The sequence below is a fragment of the Halorarum sp. SLYT50 genome, assembly GCF_059821265.1.
The window spans coordinates 392,498-407,850 of the sequence record NZ_JCAMRW010000002.1; the positions used below are offsets into that span (position 1 = coordinate 392,498).

Sequence of the window (15,353 nt, forward strand, 5' to 3'; positions counted from 1 at the left end):
GTGATTCCGACCGCGGAGTTCGACTCGGCCCCGGTGCGTACCTGTTCTAAGTACGTGGCTCCGTGTATTCGCCGAGCTGAGTGCACTCAGCAGGGGTCGGGTTCGTCGGGCGACCACTCGCACGCGTCGCCCGTCGTCAGACCGTTGTCGTCCACGTACGCCGAGAGACACGCGTGGTTACAGAAGTACGTCGGCGACCCGCAGTCGTCGTTGCAGTCGCGGACACAGATCGGGTCGTGGTCGAAGATGCGCGACCCGCAGTACGCACAGGCCTCGTCGGCGTCGGGAACTTCGACGGTCGTGGACATACCTGCGCTACGGGCACGAGCTAAAAACGCATTTCGCCAGTCGAACAGCTAGCGCTCCGATTCCCGGCTGTCTCCGGTACGCGTGTAGGGTAGTGACCCTGAAATTCGATCGCCCCGATCATCGGTTCGCCCCCGCACCGGGGACAGACCTCCGTCTCGTCTTGTTCCATACTGTGGCGGTGACAGCTGAGGCCGCAGTGCTCGCAGACGAACACCTCGTCGTCTTCACACTGGGTGGCACGGTGGATGTGAATCAACACAGGAGAACGTTCGAGAACGTGTATAGGGTGTTCTAATCGTCTTTCAGGAATAGAATCGTTCATCTCCACCGAATCTGTCGGGAGAGTGGGTTGGCACGCCCCGAACTGCTGGAACCGGTGAGAGCCGAGAACGGTGACCCGGCCCACTCTAGAATGGTAACCACAACTGCAGAATGTTCTCCTCCCCAACTAAGTCGTGTAGCGATTCATCGAGCGGCGGACGATAGCGCACAGCCTCTAATGAGATCAGCTACCCGTGGACTATGCCACTCCAAGGACCCCCCACACAGCCGAACACGCGCTCGCACCGGTTCGGTACGTGATGAAACCGATCCTGTCGGACCCGCTCGTGATGGGTGTCTGGGCGCTGTTCGTCTTCGCGTCCGTCGGCACCCTCTCTGGTGGGACATCCGCGAGCGGAATCGGGCGTTGCCGTCGCTGATGAAAGGCGTCCGGACGCTCGTCGTACTGTATCCCGGCCCGTTCGGTCTCACCGTCTACTGGTACTCTGGCCGCCCCCAGATCCGCACCGACTCGGTGTGACTTCCGCTCGACCGCCCACTGTTACTCCGGCAGTGGCGCCGGCGAAGTTCTTGGGTTCGCGCTCCTCGCGGGCCTGCTCGCACTCCAGAGTGTGCTGTCGTCACCGTCGGGACGTTCGCGCTCGCGTATCTGTTCGGCTACGCCCTCACCGTCGGTCCACTGATGCAGAAGGGCGTCGGATTCGGCGAGACGATGCCCGACGCCCTCTACAGCGAGACGCCGAGCATCACAATCATGGAGATCGCTGCTATCGGGACAGACCTACTGATAGCCAGTCAGGCCCGCACCGGCGATCTCCTGTTCTGGGGGACGCTGACGTTCTCACTGTCCGTTGGGCTCGTTTGCGCGTTCCCGGTCAACGCCGTTTTGGTCCCCTTCGGCGTCAAGGAAGGTGTGGAGAATCCGGCCGAGAGGAGACAGAGCGGCCGACAGGCACAGGCCGCCGACTATCGCACCTCACAACAATGATTCAGCCGCCACCATCGTCGACGATGAACTCGCCGCAGGCACCTACGCAGTTTGATCCGGCTTCGGAGGGAACGACAGACCAGTGAACTATCTTTACTTCGGCTTGGGCGTGAGTCTGCTCGTCGTGGCTGCGCTCGACCTCCTGTGGACGACCCTTTGGGTCGAGGGCGGGGCGGGGCCCCTCACCGCACGCCTGATGAGGGGGACGTGGAAGCTGCTACGACGCTTCGGGACATACAGCCCCCGCATCCGGACGCTCGCCGGTCCACTCGTTCTCGTCCTCGGGCTCGGGATGTGGATCGCCTTGCTCTGGGGCGGGTGGATGTTCGTCTTCGGGAGTGCCGGCAACGCTCTGAGAGACACCGTCGACGCGGGCCCCATCTCCTGGGTCGAGCGCTTCTACTTCGTAGGGTACTCGATGTTCACGATGGGAAACGGCGATTTCGCGCCCCAGGATGGTCTCTGGCAGGTGTTGACTGCACTGATGACCGCGAGCGGAATGCTGCTGGTAACCCTGAGTATCACCTACGTCCTCTCAGTCCTCGATGCAGTCACGCAGAAACGCTCGTTTGCACAGAACGTGAGTGGACTCGGACCGGATGGCGAATCCATCGTCGCTACCGCTTGGAACGATGACGGATTCGACGACATCGCGCTCCCACTCAACAGTATCACCACTGCGCTGAACGATCTGACGGCCAATCACAAGGCCTACCCCATCCTGCACTACTTCTACACCGACGACCGCGAGGCCGCCGCCGTGCTGAGCGTCGCCAGTCTTGACGACGCCTTGACCCTCTGGCAGCGAGCGACGCCTGAGGAGAACAGGCCCGGCAACTCCGTCCTTGAAAACGCGCGCTCAAGCGTCCAGAACTACCTCAACACGGTCGGCACGTTCTCGACACCGGCAGACGAGTCGCCGCCCTCGCCCGACCTCACCGCCCTCCGTGAGGCCGGTGTCCCGACCGTATCCGACCAGGTGTTTGAGGACGCGCTCGACGAACTGGAAACTCGACGTCGGACCATGTACGGGGTAATCCGGGCGGACGCGCGCCAGTGGCCGGGGGCGTGGGAGGAGTAGTACCGAGTGACTTCAGACGGGCGCTCGTACTCGAGCCAACCAGTTTCTCGGTGAGGGTTGAACGCCCCACTCTCGAGCATGGTCGAGACACCGAACTTCGCTTCGTGGCTACACCAAGAGCGTACGACGGGTTGCACCTGACTTCTCGGTGGCGGGTGTTCGACCGCTGGGTTCTGTATCGTCCGTGAACTTCTTCCAGTGTTCGCCCCAGACGGCGAAGCCGAGTCCGGTCGTACGAGCAACGCTGACCGTCGTCTGAGCCGAATCCCGCCCCTGAGTTGTTCGGCGTGGCTCACGACACGCGCCATCCCGGCATCGAGATGGTACTGGTTGTGACAGTGGAACAACTACCGGCCCGGGTTGTCCGCGTGGAAGTCTAGCGTTACTGCCCTCTGTGTCAGGGGACGATGACCGTGTCTCTGCGTTGCCGACCCGGAAAAGTGGCCGTGAAGGTGCATCGGATGGACGACTCTGGTTGGTCATCCGAATCCGGACGTGTTCTCCGGTCGAATCTGGAGCGGGTCGGCGTCGGGATACGCCTGTCCATCGATCGACTACGTGTCGGTCTGACCTCCACCAGGGGAGAGCGGTCTCCGTCCTCTAGGCGGCACAGTTGTTCGGCCCGAGTTCGAGTTCCGTCGCCTCTCCCTCGTCGGTGACAGTCTCTCTACCGGTGTTGATGGCGATGACCCGCTCGTAGTTCGGGGGCTTCTCCGGGGCGTTCTTGACCAACTGCTCGACGAACGCGTCGCGGTCGAGTCCGAGAAGGTCGAGTTCCTCGCGCAGGTCGCCGAGTCGGGCTTCGAGGGGGTCGCCCGGTGAGCCGTTCTCGTAGCGCCCGTCACTGGTGACGGTGAGGTGACCCGGCAGTATCTTCGTATCGTCCGGTAAGCCGAGGACGGTCTCGTGGAGTGAATCGTACAGTAGTTCGGCCCCACCAGCGGCGTCGTCCTCGCCGAACTGGAGTTCCGTCCGCCCGACGGAGTCGACGAACAACGTATCACCCGTCAACAGGAGTTCGCCGTCGACGAGGTAGTTCATCATCTCCGAAGTGTGCCCCGGCGTGTGGAGCGCCTCGATCTCGATGCTACCGATTTCGACGACGTCGCCGTCCGATAGCGGGTCGTATTCGTACTCGACACCACGTTCACTGGCACCGTCGCCGAGGTGATAGGGGACGCCAATCTCGTCGGCGAGCGTCGGAGACCCGGAGATGTGGTCGGCGTGGACGTGTGTGTCGAGGACGCGTGCAATCGCGAGTCCGGCGTCTTGTGCGGCGACTTTAAACTGGTCGGTCTGTCTGGTCGCATCGACCACGACCGCTTCTTCTGCCTCGCTCGAGCCGACGACGTAGCCGAGACAGCCCTTCGCCCGGCGCTGGACCTGCCGAACAACGAGGTCGTCGCTGGACGTCTCGATAGGGACGACCTCGTAAAGCTTGCTCCACTCTTCCATCCCGCCGGTGACGACTGAAACGTCGTCGTAACCGTGTTCGTCGAGGTCGAACGCGAACGGTGTCGACGTCAGGCCCTTGCCACAGATAGCAACGACCGGCCGGCCATCGACTAGCGCGTTCACCTCGTTCAGTTGGCCCTCGCTCAATCCCTCGTCAGGGTCGTAGGGGACGTTCTCCGCGTCACGGACGTGCCAGGCGTCGAAGCTGTCTTCGGGACGCGTGTCGATGAGTGTGAACTGTTCGTCAGAGTCGATCTTGTCCGCCAGTTGTTCCGCAGTGATGTTTTTGACCATCGTATCTCACCCGTGTCGTGTCTGGTTTGTCGTTCGTTGGATCTGTCGCGTGCGCCGACGCTCTCTAGCGCTTTCGGTTACGCCCTTCTTCGGGGAAAACGTTCCCACTGGGAATCATCGACGTCTCGCAGTAGGCCTCACCGCCCTGATAGTCGACGCCCGGTTGGATGAAGGGATACGGCCCGTCGGCGGGCGTGTTCTGGGCTCGACCACCGTCGTCTGCGGTCTCGACTAGCCCCGTCACCTCGTAGTCGACGGGTGAGTGTTCTCCGAGGTACTCGACGATGACGTCGACCGGAATCGTCCCGTCGTCGACCTCAACGTCCTGGAACGGGAACCCGCAGTTACCGAGGTCGCGCTCCGGGTCGCCAGGACGGCGGAACGTCGCCACCGAGTACGTCTCTTCCGAATCGACCGGTTCGCCGTCGATTCGCATCTCGACGAGGCGACGGCCGCGCTTGGCGGTCGGGTCGACCGTTACCTCGACGTTCGAGGAGAAGTTCCGGACGCGGCCGTCCTCCTGGTCGTAGGGGTATGGCGTGAAGTTGTCCTCGAGAAACTCCTCCATGTGGCTCGTGAGTTGCTGGCCGTACGCGACGCCGCGGGCGACGGGCGTCGCCATCGGGAAGAACGTGTATAACTGGTCGAGCGTGACGTCACCCGGAGGTATCGCGGTCCCGTACCGGAACCCGTGTGAGACGGCCAGGTCGGTACCGAAGTGGGCCTGCAGTGCGTCGTTGAACAGCGTGTTCCAGGCACTTTCGAGGAACGACTGCCGGTAGAGCGGTGTTTCCGTCCGCCCAACGACCGTATCTAGGGGACGACCGAGCGTGCCGGCTCCGCGCTCGAAGTCTGGGTTTTCTTCGAAGAACGGCGCACGCACCGACTCGACGGTCTCCTGTGCATCGGCGTCCGGGTCCGGCGTGTACTCGCCGTCTTCGGTGAGGCAGTAGAGGTGGTGTCTGAACTGCACCTCCCCGTCTCGAACGCGGAGGTCGACGCGGCCGAGCGCTTCACCCATGCCGGACTCGACGACCACTGTCTCGGTCTCCTCGACGACGATGGGGTCGTACGTGTACTCGTGGGTGTGGGCGCTGAACATCACGTCGATATTCGTACAGTCCTTCGCAGCCTGGACCATCCACGGCAGGCCGATTTCGGTGACCGCCACGACGACATCAGCGCCGTCCTCGCGGGCGGCGTGGCCGGCCTCTTCGAGGAGTGCGGGGTGTTTCCCGAACCGGTACTTCCCCTCGTAGAACGCGGGGGCCATCCGGTCGACGTAGACGTTCGTCATCCCGACGACGCCTACCGAGAGGCTACCGACGTCGAGAAGCCGGTACGGGTCGTACAGCAACTCCTCCGTCTCCCAGTCGAATAGATTGGTCGCGAGGACGGGCGCGTCGAGTGCGGCCATCAGGTCGCGGAAGTTCCCGTCTTCGGCGGCCTCGTTTGAGTAGTCCCAGTTACCCGGGACGTAGACGTCCGGGATGACGTGTTCGTTGATCGGTTCGAGCATCGCTTGCCCATCTGTGTACGTCGTTACGGCGGAGCCGTGGAACGTATCACCGCTCATCAGCGTACACACGTCATAGTCGTCCCGGAGTTCGGCGAGCTTCGCCGCGAGTACTGGCACGCCGCCGGCCCGCTCGATAGTGTGGTCCGCGTCTCCGAACTCCATGTCCGGCCTCGACGTCTCGTTGTCGTAGTATATCTGGTGTCTGGGCACCAACTGCCCGTGGAGGTCACTGACGTGCGTGAATACGAGATCCGGCTCTCTCCCCTCATCCTCGACAACGCTCCCGTCGAGCCGTCGCCACTCCCCAGCCGCCGTCTGTACGCCGTTCATAGTAACGGTGAACTCGTACGATTACTCGACACTCAAGTGTTGTGGGTGATAGTCGAAACTCCGCACAAGGACTGACTGCTGCAATCGCGGACGATTGAACGAATATTCCGATTATTGCCCCGATAATGGATTAGAATACGAATTATCCTACCAGAATAATATATTACAAATCTAAGCGCCGGTTCGCCAACTGCAGCGAAGCAACAACTGCAATATACTGGTACACCGTACTACGAGTCGGATAATGCATCTGAGTGGTCGTGAAGGAGAGTCGAACTGATGACGAGTAACTGGATAACGACCGGCCTCTCTGCGGTCGTCATCCTGGTCGCGTCTGTTGTTCACGGTATCGCAGGCTTCGGCTTCGCACAGGTGTCGATGGGCCTGATGCCGCTGTTTCGGTCGCCTTCGAGTGCCTCTATCATCTTCACGGCGACAGCGGTCGTAAGCAACGCCCGCGTCTGGTGGAGCGTCCGCGACGCGTTCGACTGGCGTAAGTGGGTCGTTCCTGTCGGCGGACTCGTCGTCGGCATGCCGCTCGGCATCTACGTGTTCAGCCAGTTCAACGAGGCACAGATGCGCGTCGCCATCGGAACCGTCCTCGTGTTAGCGGTCATCATCGTCGGGGCGACCCAGCAACTCGACGTGGTCACCGACTGGATCGAAGCACGGGACTACCGACCGGGGAAGGTCGTCGGCGCGACGGCCGGTCTCCTCGCCGGAATTTTCGGCGGTGCCGTCGCGGTCCCCGGTCCGCCGATGATCGTCTACGGTGCGTTCATGTCCGCCAGCGGGTTCTGGAGCGACGAAGAGATGAAGGCGACGTTCACCGCCTTCTTCGGGGCGCTGATGCTGTATCGACTGGGAAGCCTCACGTACACGGGGGCGGTCACGACGCCGCTAATGTTCGAAGCTGTAGTCGCGGTCCCTATGGTGTTTCTTGGCGCCTGGGTTGGCGTCTACATCTTCGACAACATCCCCGAACGTATCTTCCAATGGGTCGTGCTTGGACTGCTGACTGTGAACGCATTCGTGTTGCTCTTCACAGCAATCCCTGAGCTCTGACGCAGTTCTGCTATTTTGATTCGTTCCGGTTCCAGCACGTTCTCTCGGGAACTCTGCTGCCACACTCTATAGTGAGTGGTATCCGTGGCTCGATACTGGATTGAGCGCTTTTTAGGGCTGAATACGGCGTCCACGCTCCGACAGCTCTCGGCGAATTTCGGGCTGTAGCGCGGGTCTGTCGGTGGTCGGCGTCATGACGCTCACCCTCCTCGGCGCATTCCTCACAGGCACCGGCGCAGGCTGCGGCCAGGTGGGCGCTGTCGTTGAAGTTGTGGGCCGTGAAGCGCGCGTGCAATGCGGAATATCGGCGGCATCGCGTCAGAGGAAGGGCCACCACGACGGTAGGTAGTTCGGCTGCGGACCACCGGTCGGACTGTCGTATCGGGAATCCGTCGGCCATCGTCGTGGACCGACTAAAAATATCGACGTCGGATGTGTACTGCGCTGGGTGGCTCAGGCCATGGAGCGGCAGGACTCCGCGCACTGGCGGAGCGGCTCGACACAGGCCTGACAGTGGTCGTGGTCGTGCTGTTCACACTCATCGGCGCAGGACTCACACACGTCTGCGCACGTCTCCGCGATGTCGCCGTTGAATTGCGAGCCCGATGCACAGAGCTGAGCGCACGTCGACGCGACCGTGACTACGTCGCGGCAGAGCCGGAGGCACTCCGCCATCTCCTCGCCCTTACCGATGCACTCGTCAGCGCAGTGGGCGCAGGCCTTCACGGCTTCGTGACAGTTGTCGATACACTCGCGGGTCGAATCGTCGAGCAACTCGTTGATTTGAGCCATCGCGTTCGGTACTACGACCGACTCCTTTTCGTGAGTTGTGGCTACCGATCCAAGCGAGGAACGAGCGATTCTGTCCTGTCCGCTCAGGGGCCCGAAAAGGCAGATATTGGTCATCTGGTGCGTAGAGGAATCAGCGTATGACCTCACGTCGGAGCGAATTGGCGCTCCAGTCGTTTCACAATCCGAAGTAGCAGGCTGAGCAATCCGTGGTTTGTAACAGCGGACACGGCCCCGATTCAGACGAACGCGTCTATTCGTCGGCTGCCTGTTTCGGGGATTCGTACTGCTCGACGAGTTTCTCCGCGCACGACGAGCGACGGACGTGATACGCGTCTCCGGACTCCACCTCCACTTTTGACCATCTCCCCAGTTCGGTTTTCCAGAGACCGGAAGCCGATTCCTCGACCGAACACGCTCACGCCGCTGAATGACATCCCAGTACGTTTCTTGTCAGTGGCTCACCGATTTTGGAGTTGGGTGCTCGAATTCGCTGATACACGTCGGTCAGACGTGCCGACGATAGGCGTCCACGAGGGCGGGTACACCGAGTGGAAACGAGAGAACTCCGAACGTCGCCAGTGCGTGTTTCGCGTACGACGACTCTCGATAGGCTAGGTACGTGGCACCCACACCGACGACTGTCGCTGCGTACGCAAGGTTGCTCCAAAACGGATCGTACGTCGAGCAGTAGCCCCAGCAGACGAGCGTGTAGGAAGGGGCGTTCCACGTCGGTGGCCGGAGTTTGGGCCAGAAGAACCGACAGTAGGTGGTGAGCGCGAGCATCACCGTCACGGGGAGCGCTGCGAGCCACGTACTCGGCCGAAGCGAGAGCCGTGACCCGCAACAGTGGTAGGCGTGCAACAGCACGAGCGGGAGCGTAAAGACGATCGCCCACAGGCCTACGGTGTAGGTGACCGGCCAGTGTTCGATTCGGGGTTGCGTGTAGGCGATTCTGAGAGAGTCGGGAAGAGTCGCCCATGGGAATGACGGATCGGGGACCGGATTCGTGAGAAAGGACAGTCCCATAAGGACGATTCCCGTGATGAGCGCGTACACGCACCAGGTCGTTATCCGTACGAGTGCTGCTGGTAACCCGTGTTGAGGACCTGTTTCACCACGGCTATTGTCCGTGGTAACGGGCAGGAGGGAGTCCGTTCTCATAGCATCCACTACGACGGTAGGGTTGATTGCAGTTGTTCTTTCGAGTCGAAACGGGTCTACCTTTGAGCGTCCGTCCGATTCGTACCCCATCCCGCTCACGAAGAGGATGTTTCGCTTGCCGATTCAGTAGTGGTCGGGGTTTCAACTACCGAGATGCGGGTTGACCACTCGTCAGAGCCCCAGTCCAGACGAACCGCCGCTTCGTCGCTATTTCCTACAATTTCGGTCGACGCAGTGACATCGCGGTGTGCCCCGCTGTCGAGTGTTGCGGTCACTGTATGATATCCCGAGACGAAGTTCCCGTTGAGGCTGGCACCGAAGGTTCCACGTCCTTCACCGGTGTTCGCAAGGACGAACCGAACCGTCGCAGTCCCACGTTCTCCGGCCTGAATCTCGGAGGGAGAGGCGGATACATCCGAGACCTCGAACGCAGGTGGGCTGTTCAGACGACGGACTGTCGATTCCGAGAGTGAGCAAAGCTCTGTCTGCTCGAACACGACTCGTCCCTGGTCGAACGTCTGGGTTTTCGGGACGGCAAACGCGAGATCGACGGTATCGTGTTCCCGTGGGACAGGCTGGCGTTCAGCCAGCGGAACGGTCCCCCCGTCGAGTGTGAGCGCCAGTCGATTTCGGAGCGCGTCCCCCGATTTCGAGGTTGTCAGCCGGACGACAACGTACTGGATGTGGGCCTGGCGATGAACGTGGGGATGGACACCCGCGAGTGGAGAGAGTACGAAGTCGACGACGTCTACGGACGCGACACTCGTTTCGTTGTCGTCATGAGGCGTCCTGGTGTTCGTCCCGCCAGTAGTCGGTGACCGTAGTGAGGTGTTCGTCGATGGGTCTGACGACCTGGGCTGGGACAGACAGCCTGCGAGTCCGACGAGTGCGATGGGACTCGATCTCAACATACGTCGGCGGGAGAGCTTTGAGGAGGGCATATACCCGTTTTTTGGTCGTCCGGTATAGGCCTCGTGGTAAGAACGGGGCCACATGAACGTATCCCGCCTCGCGTTCAGTACCCACGACACCACGGTTCCAAGCGATGTGGAGTTGCAGTGACGAATGCTACTGCGTCTGATTCTGCTGCAAGTCGTCACTCGGATAGACACGATACGTCCGTCCCTGCCGCTCGCGATACAACAGGCCGCGCTTCTCGAGGGCACTCACCGTCTGGCTCACCTTGCTCTTCGAGAAATCCGAGCGATCCCGTAGTTCGACCTGTGTGATGCCGGGCGAGGAGAGGACGGGTTCGAGAATTCGGCGTTCGTCGTCCGGCAGGAGGTCGAGAACACGGGCTCGAGGCTGTTCTTCTGGATTGATTGCGCCATCCGATTGGGCGTGACGCTGCAGCGAGCCGTCGACCTCCTCGCTGGCCGTGCTCGATGACTCGTTCAGCTCCGGTTGGGCACTCGCATCAGTTACCGAGAGATCGTCACGGACGGTGAGATAGAGACCCCCGACGACCGCGGCGACGAACAGTGTCCCGAGGACGTACCAGAGCGGATTAGTCCCGTGGACTGCTCCCATCGACGTCCCCATCATCGAGCCCATCTGCTCGAAGGCTCGCTGCTGCTGGTACGCCTGCCAGCTGAGCGCACCGCCGACGAGGAGGATGGCAGTAACGAGAAGTCCGACGACTGTGTCGGCCCGGCGTCGATTCATTCTCCCCACCTCACTCTGGCTTGCTTGGTCATACCCGCTTGTTGGCGAGACAGCGCTGTACCAGTTGTGATTATTCGGGGCAAGACTCCGTTCACCCCCGCCACGCGAACGGGGACCGACCCACGGCGTTCAGTGATGCTCATGACTTTGCGAAGCTTCCGCCCCTGACACCTGCGGGTGGTGCTGTGCAAACGCAGCGGGACTGTTCGCGAACGATCGCTCGCACCGCTTCGAACAGAAGTAGTACGTCTCGCCGTCGTAATGCTCCTGCTCGGCGTGTTCGGAGCCACCGGCGTCTACGAGGGTGGGGTCGAGATGATGCAGCAGTGGCACACGTTCTTCCAGCCGACGGTCGTCGGGACTGTGGCTGGCGTGAATCGAGGCGGCCGTCATCAGCGTCGTCGTGTACCCCTTCGCGTGGCTGTACAACGTCTTCGTTCGGTGGGTGACGAATGGAGGTCTTCCAATGTACGGAACCGACAATGCCGAAATCGTCATCGATGCCACCCCTGCCGAGACTTGGGAGTACATGACCGATATAGTCCACTGGACGGGGTTCGAACCCCGAGGAACACTACGGACTCGAATACGACACGCCTGTTGATAACCGCCCGCGCGAGGGTGCGACGTTCCACCAGCGCGAAGAGGTCACCGGCATGTACGCCGACCTGCACGGTCGGTTCCCCCTACACCGAGTATCCCAACGTGGCGGCTGAACGGAGACAGCGTACTATCCTCTCCTTCGCGGCCTCGTCACCGTTCGAATCCCCGACGGCGGCACCATTCGGCTCGAAGGGACCGAGGCTGGAACCCGGATGTCACACGCCGTCGGGCTGGACTTCCCGAACAACCGTCGTGGTCGTTTCCTAAAGTGGGTGTTCGCGACCGTCCTCGACGCGAAGGCGAAGCTCTACGACCACACCGACAGGGAACTCGGATTCTTCAAAGAGCGGCTCGAATCCGAGGCTACCACGCCGACGTCGTAATTGACACTAACGGGTCGATCTCCCGATTGTGAACCGGAAGCTGCTCCACTGCCCGGTAGAGAAGCCGGTTCGCGACACCAGATCGGAGCAATCGGTAAATCCGTACCAGACCATCTCTACGCTATGGAGAATCACTCCGACCACGGGGGCCACGGTCCGCCTGAGGGGTACGGGCCCAGTGGACATGCTACGCTGGGCGGACTCTCGGTCGACGCAGATGGACTCCGCTTCGTCCCGACGGACACGCGCTTCACTCCCGGTGACCCGGTCGACTGGAGCTTCCAGATTGTCGCGTCGAATGGCGATGTCGTGGCCGAGTTCGACGAGGCGCACGGACAGCGTGGCCACCTGATCGTCGTCCGGCGCGACCTGACTCGATTCCAGCATCTCCATCCAACGCTTGCCGGCGATGGAACGTGGCGCGTCGAGGCGTTCACCCTCCCCGACCCCGGCGTCTACCGGGCGTTCGTTGACCTCGTCGTCGACGGGCGACCGACGACGCTCGGATTCGACCTCTTCGCCTCAGGGGAGATGGCGGTTGCGCCACGCCCAGATACGTCACAGCAGGATTCGACTGAAGGATACGACGTCGAACTCCTGGCTGACGAGGTTCTCGCTGGCGAGTCCGTTGAGTTAGCGTTCGAAATCAGGCGTGACGGCGAGGCCGTGTCCCGTCTGGATCCGTACTTGGGCGCACTCGGCCATCTCGTTGCACTCCGCGAGGGCGATCTCGCCTATCTGCACGTCCATCCCGAGGAGACGAGCCCCGACAGCGGACGAGTCGAATTCGGCGCGCAGTTCCCGACGCCCGGGAGATACCGGCTGTACCTCCAGTCGAAACCGGACGGGACACTCATCACAACACTGCACGATATTCGGATCGAACGCTGACCCGCTCCCGAACGACTCCGAACCGACGATCCCATAGAACCGCTCACTAAAACCACGTGCTCGATCGCAGGGCCGCTTCTATCGACTCCTAATTTTTCGACAGATTACCACTTTGCAGCTACTCGTGAATCCTCTTACAACCTGGCATCGCAAGAAGTACAGCTGGGGAGTACCATCGGGGCTTCACGGCACGGGGGAAGTCGCACACGGTGAGTGTCTGGTTCATCTTGGCACTTCGATTGGTGATGGGACTCGCGTTCTTCCAGAGTGGGCTGGATACAGTGCTCTCCGGAAGGTTCAGCGCGGGGGGCTATCTACGGGGGCGGTCCCGAACAAGGCCGGTCCGGCCGCGGACCCGTTCGTTGCGATGGGAACCACGCCGTGGTTCGTCGACTTCGTGAACGGCGCGGTCCCGTGGAGAGAGGTAGTCATCGGCCTCGGATTGCTAGTCGGTGCCTCGATTCGACTCGCGGCGTTCTGGGGCGCGCTCGTGATGAGTAGGCTGGTCGCGTCCTCATCTCAAACGCGTTCAGCGACCTCTTCGGCCACGTCAGCGTCAACGAACGAGATTACGCGATCGCCGGTCTGGATGATCGTTCCCCCGCGGGGCGTTCGGAGGGTACCCCCCCGAATGACCGCCCCGACGACGAATCCATCGGGCAGGTGCTGGGCCACGTCACTTAACGAGTCACCGGCGAGAACGCTCTCTCGATCGACGACTATCTCGAGCACCTCGGCGTTGTCGTGTTCGAGTACGGAGACCGACTCGGCGCGGTGTCGGTAGACGACTTCCAGTATCTCGCCGGCGATGATGTCCTCGGGGTGGACGACGAGGTCGGTCTCGCTCTCTTCGAACAGGTCGAGGAGGTCGGGACTGTCGACGGTGGTCGCGGTCCGCGCGGTCCCGAGTTCGTGGGAGAGTTGCATCATGAGGTAGTTGGTATCGTCGTCAAGTGCGCTCACAACGAAGTCGGCGTCAGGGAGACGGTCAATGCCGAAGTCTTCCAGGTTGGTGGCGTCGGCCTCGACGACCCTCGACTTCTGTAACCGCTCTGCGAGCCATTCCGCCCGTTCCGTGTCGTGTTCGACGAGGTGGACGGGGAGGTCACGTTCTTCAAACAGTTGGGCGACCTGATAGCCGAGGGTGTCGCCGCCGAGTACGAGGATGTCGTCGTTCGACGTGGGCGCCGGGCGGTCGGAGATATCTCGCCCGAATCGGGTGACTGCGGACGGACTCCCGATAACGACGAGCGAGTCGCCTGCTTCGATGACCGTCTCTCCCGTGGGGATGATGACCTCCTCGTCGCGGACGATAGCGGCGAACGTGAGCGACGGGTACTGGTCGGCCTCCGCAACGGTGCGCCCCGCTACCGGTGTGTCCTCACCGATGTGGATCTCGGCGGTTTCGGCCCGGTCGTCCGCGAACGTGTCGACCGCATCGGCGCCGGGGAGAGTGAGTGTCTGGACGAGCGTTCGGGCGGCGAGAAGATCGAGACACACCATCGTGTCGACCCCGAACCCCTCGTCCGACGACTGCCACGCTTGAAGCAGTCCGGTCGCTTTCACCCGCGCGATCGTGTGTGCATCCGTCGCCCGTTTGGCAGCGTTACAGACCATCACGTTCGTGGCATCGTTGTCCGTGCACGCAATGATCATATCTGCCTGGTCGAGTCCAGCCTCGCGAAGTCTCGAACGGGAGCGGCCGTCACCGACGTGGCCGGCCACATCGACCTGTGTACTCAGTGTTTCAACCCGCTCGGGTTCCCGATCGACGACGGTGAGTTCGTGTGTCTCCGCGAGGTCGCGGGCGATGTTCGATCCAACACTACCTGCCCCGACGATGAGCAATTCCATCGAATCGAATTGAGTAGCGCAAAGTTGTAATACTTCCCATTGACGGTGCTTATATTTCATCAGCGGGATACTGGCTGGAGGGCTCGGGAAGCGTTTTCGAAGCCGGCTATCTGAACCCCTACCCCATGCCGAACGACGACCAAGAGACAGGCCACCCAGACGACACCTACTCCCCTCGATGAAGCGACGTTGAGACGAGAGGAGAGAATCTCTCGCGCCCGGATGCTGTCAAGGCACTTGAGTCGGTGGGTCACGGCCCTCGTTGGACGTAGAATCCTCCATCGTGACCGGGAAATACAAAATATTCGATTATATTTCTATCGTCTGAAACTAGTCTCTAGATTCATTCTACTGAATCTAATACAGCCGAGTGTGAGTCCGGATTGGGCGGTCAGGGGGCCGACAGACAGGCGGAACCAGATCGGTCACCCCCGGATAGCCTCGCTCCGTCAACTGTCCTACTGCTCGCAGCACTTCGAACCTGGGCGGCGTTCGCCGGGTCGATGGGGTTGTACGACTCGGATAGACGAGCGATTCGTTTCGCCTCGCCGAGATATGTGGTCCTCACGTCTGATCGGAAGGGTCCATGCAACCCCCTGAGCCCTCCCGTTTGCCGTACATCCGTGCGGCGGAGGGCCTCGAGTGGGCCGGGGGAACGAGCCTGCGTGTGTCTCGTCCGTT

General features: G+C 61.5%; 16 protein-coding genes. 6 read left to right on the forward strand and 10 right to left on the reverse strand.

The window, feature by feature from the left end; translation table 11 throughout:
• Positions 1 to 86 precede the first annotated feature (86 nt).
• On the reverse strand, positions 87 to 308 hold the full coding sequence (locus AC6RUA_RS17375; protein ID WP_499815601.1) for a hypothetical protein: 222 nt from the start codon (positions 306 to 308) through the stop codon (positions 87 to 89).
• Between the two features lie 92 nt (positions 309 to 400).
• On the opposite strand from AC6RUA_RS17375, the gene AC6RUA_RS17380 reads away from it, so the two are divergent.
• From AC6RUA_RS17380 to AC6RUA_RS17390, 3 genes are all read left to right on the forward strand, one after another.
• The gene (locus tag AC6RUA_RS17380) at positions 401 to 604 is read left to right on the forward strand and encodes a hypothetical protein (protein WP_499815602.1); all 204 of its coding nucleotides are present in this window, start codon (positions 401 to 403) and stop codon (positions 602 to 604) included.
• A gap of 636 nt (positions 605 to 1,240) precedes the next feature.
• Positions 1,241 to 1,579: a DUF4396 domain-containing protein gene (locus AC6RUA_RS17385; protein WP_499815895.1), complete on the forward strand. Its 339-nt coding sequence runs from the start codon at positions 1,241 to 1,243 to the stop codon at positions 1,577 to 1,579.
• Positions 1,580 to 1,661: 82 nt separating this feature from the next.
• Positions 1,662 to 2,660 (forward strand): ion channel, encoded by a 999-nt coding sequence (locus tag AC6RUA_RS17390; protein ID WP_499815603.1) that lies wholly within the window; start codon positions 1,662 to 1,664, stop codon positions 2,658 to 2,660.
• Positions 2,661 to 3,260: 600 nt separating this feature from the next.
• On the opposite strand, the gene AC6RUA_RS17395 is transcribed toward AC6RUA_RS17390, so the two are convergent.
• Together AC6RUA_RS17395 and AC6RUA_RS17400 are read right to left on the reverse strand one after the other, a co-directional pair.
• Positions 3,261 to 4,409, reverse strand: coding sequence for an MBL fold metallo-hydrolase (locus AC6RUA_RS17395; protein WP_499815604.1), 1,149 nt, complete (start codon positions 4,407 to 4,409; stop codon positions 3,261 to 3,263).
• Between the two features lie 64 nt (positions 4,410 to 4,473).
• Positions 4,474 to 6,258, reverse strand: a complete 1,785-nt coding sequence (locus tag AC6RUA_RS17400) for a bifunctional metallophosphatase/5'-nucleotidase (RefSeq protein WP_499815605.1) — start codon at positions 6,256 to 6,258, stop codon at positions 4,474 to 4,476.
• A gap of 279 nt (positions 6,259 to 6,537) precedes the next feature.
• Here AC6RUA_RS17400 and AC6RUA_RS17405 point away from each other — a divergent pair, with 279 nt between their 5' ends.
• On the forward strand, positions 6,538 to 7,323 hold the full coding sequence (locus AC6RUA_RS17405; protein WP_499815606.1) for a sulfite exporter TauE/SafE family protein: 786 nt from the start codon (positions 6,538 to 6,540) through the stop codon (positions 7,321 to 7,323).
• Between the two features lie 10 nt (positions 7,324 to 7,333).
• Here the strand turns inward: AC6RUA_RS17405 and AC6RUA_RS17410 are convergent, their stop codons facing one another.
• The 6 genes from AC6RUA_RS17410 to AC6RUA_RS17435 all read right to left on the reverse strand — a co-directional run bounded on the left by AC6RUA_RS17410 (position 7,334) and on the right by AC6RUA_RS17435 (position 11,472).
• Positions 7,334 to 7,723: a four-helix bundle copper-binding protein gene (locus tag AC6RUA_RS17410; RefSeq protein WP_499815607.1), complete on the reverse strand. Its 390-nt coding sequence runs from the start codon at positions 7,721 to 7,723 to the stop codon at positions 7,334 to 7,336.
• A 53-nt stretch (positions 7,724 to 7,776) separates the two neighbouring features.
• Entirely contained in the window at positions 7,777 to 8,115 is a 339-nt protein-coding gene (locus AC6RUA_RS17415; protein ID WP_499815608.1) for a four-helix bundle copper-binding protein, read from the reverse strand.
• A gap of 504 nt (positions 8,116 to 8,619) precedes the next feature.
• Positions 8,620 to 9,171, reverse strand: a complete 552-nt coding sequence (locus tag AC6RUA_RS17420) for a hypothetical protein (RefSeq protein WP_499815609.1) — start codon at positions 9,169 to 9,171, stop codon at positions 8,620 to 8,622.
• A 200-nt stretch (positions 9,172 to 9,371) separates the two neighbouring features.
• Positions 9,372 to 10,217, reverse strand: coding sequence for a hypothetical protein (locus AC6RUA_RS17425; RefSeq protein WP_499815610.1), 846 nt, complete (start codon positions 10,215 to 10,217; stop codon positions 9,372 to 9,374).
• A 127-nt stretch (positions 10,218 to 10,344) separates the two neighbouring features.
• Complete coding sequence (locus tag AC6RUA_RS17430; protein ID WP_499815611.1) at positions 10,345 to 10,941, reverse strand: helix-turn-helix transcriptional regulator; 597 nt, start codon at positions 10,939 to 10,941, stop codon at positions 10,345 to 10,347.
• A 129-nt stretch (positions 10,942 to 11,070) separates the two neighbouring features.
• Positions 11,071 to 11,472 (reverse strand): hypothetical protein, encoded by a 402-nt coding sequence (locus AC6RUA_RS17435; protein ID WP_499815612.1) that lies wholly within the window; start codon positions 11,470 to 11,472, stop codon positions 11,071 to 11,073.
• A 284-nt stretch (positions 11,473 to 11,756) separates the two neighbouring features.
• Between AC6RUA_RS17435 and AC6RUA_RS17440 the strand changes: the two genes are divergently transcribed.
• The gene (locus tag AC6RUA_RS17440) at positions 11,757 to 11,927 is read left to right on the forward strand and encodes a hypothetical protein (RefSeq protein WP_499815613.1); all 171 of its coding nucleotides are present in this window, start codon (positions 11,757 to 11,759) and stop codon (positions 11,925 to 11,927) included.
• A gap of 123 nt (positions 11,928 to 12,050) precedes the next feature.
• Complete coding sequence (locus tag AC6RUA_RS17445; protein WP_499815614.1) at positions 12,051 to 12,818, forward strand: DUF8832 domain-containing protein; 768 nt, start codon at positions 12,051 to 12,053, stop codon at positions 12,816 to 12,818.
• A 519-nt stretch (positions 12,819 to 13,337) separates the two neighbouring features.
• On the opposite strand, the gene trkA is transcribed toward AC6RUA_RS17445, so the two are convergent.
• Entirely contained in the window at positions 13,338 to 14,732 is a 1,395-nt protein-coding gene (trkA, locus tag AC6RUA_RS17450; protein ID WP_499815615.1) for a Trk system potassium transporter TrkA, read from the reverse strand.
• Positions 14,733 to 15,353: the final 621 nt, after the last annotated feature.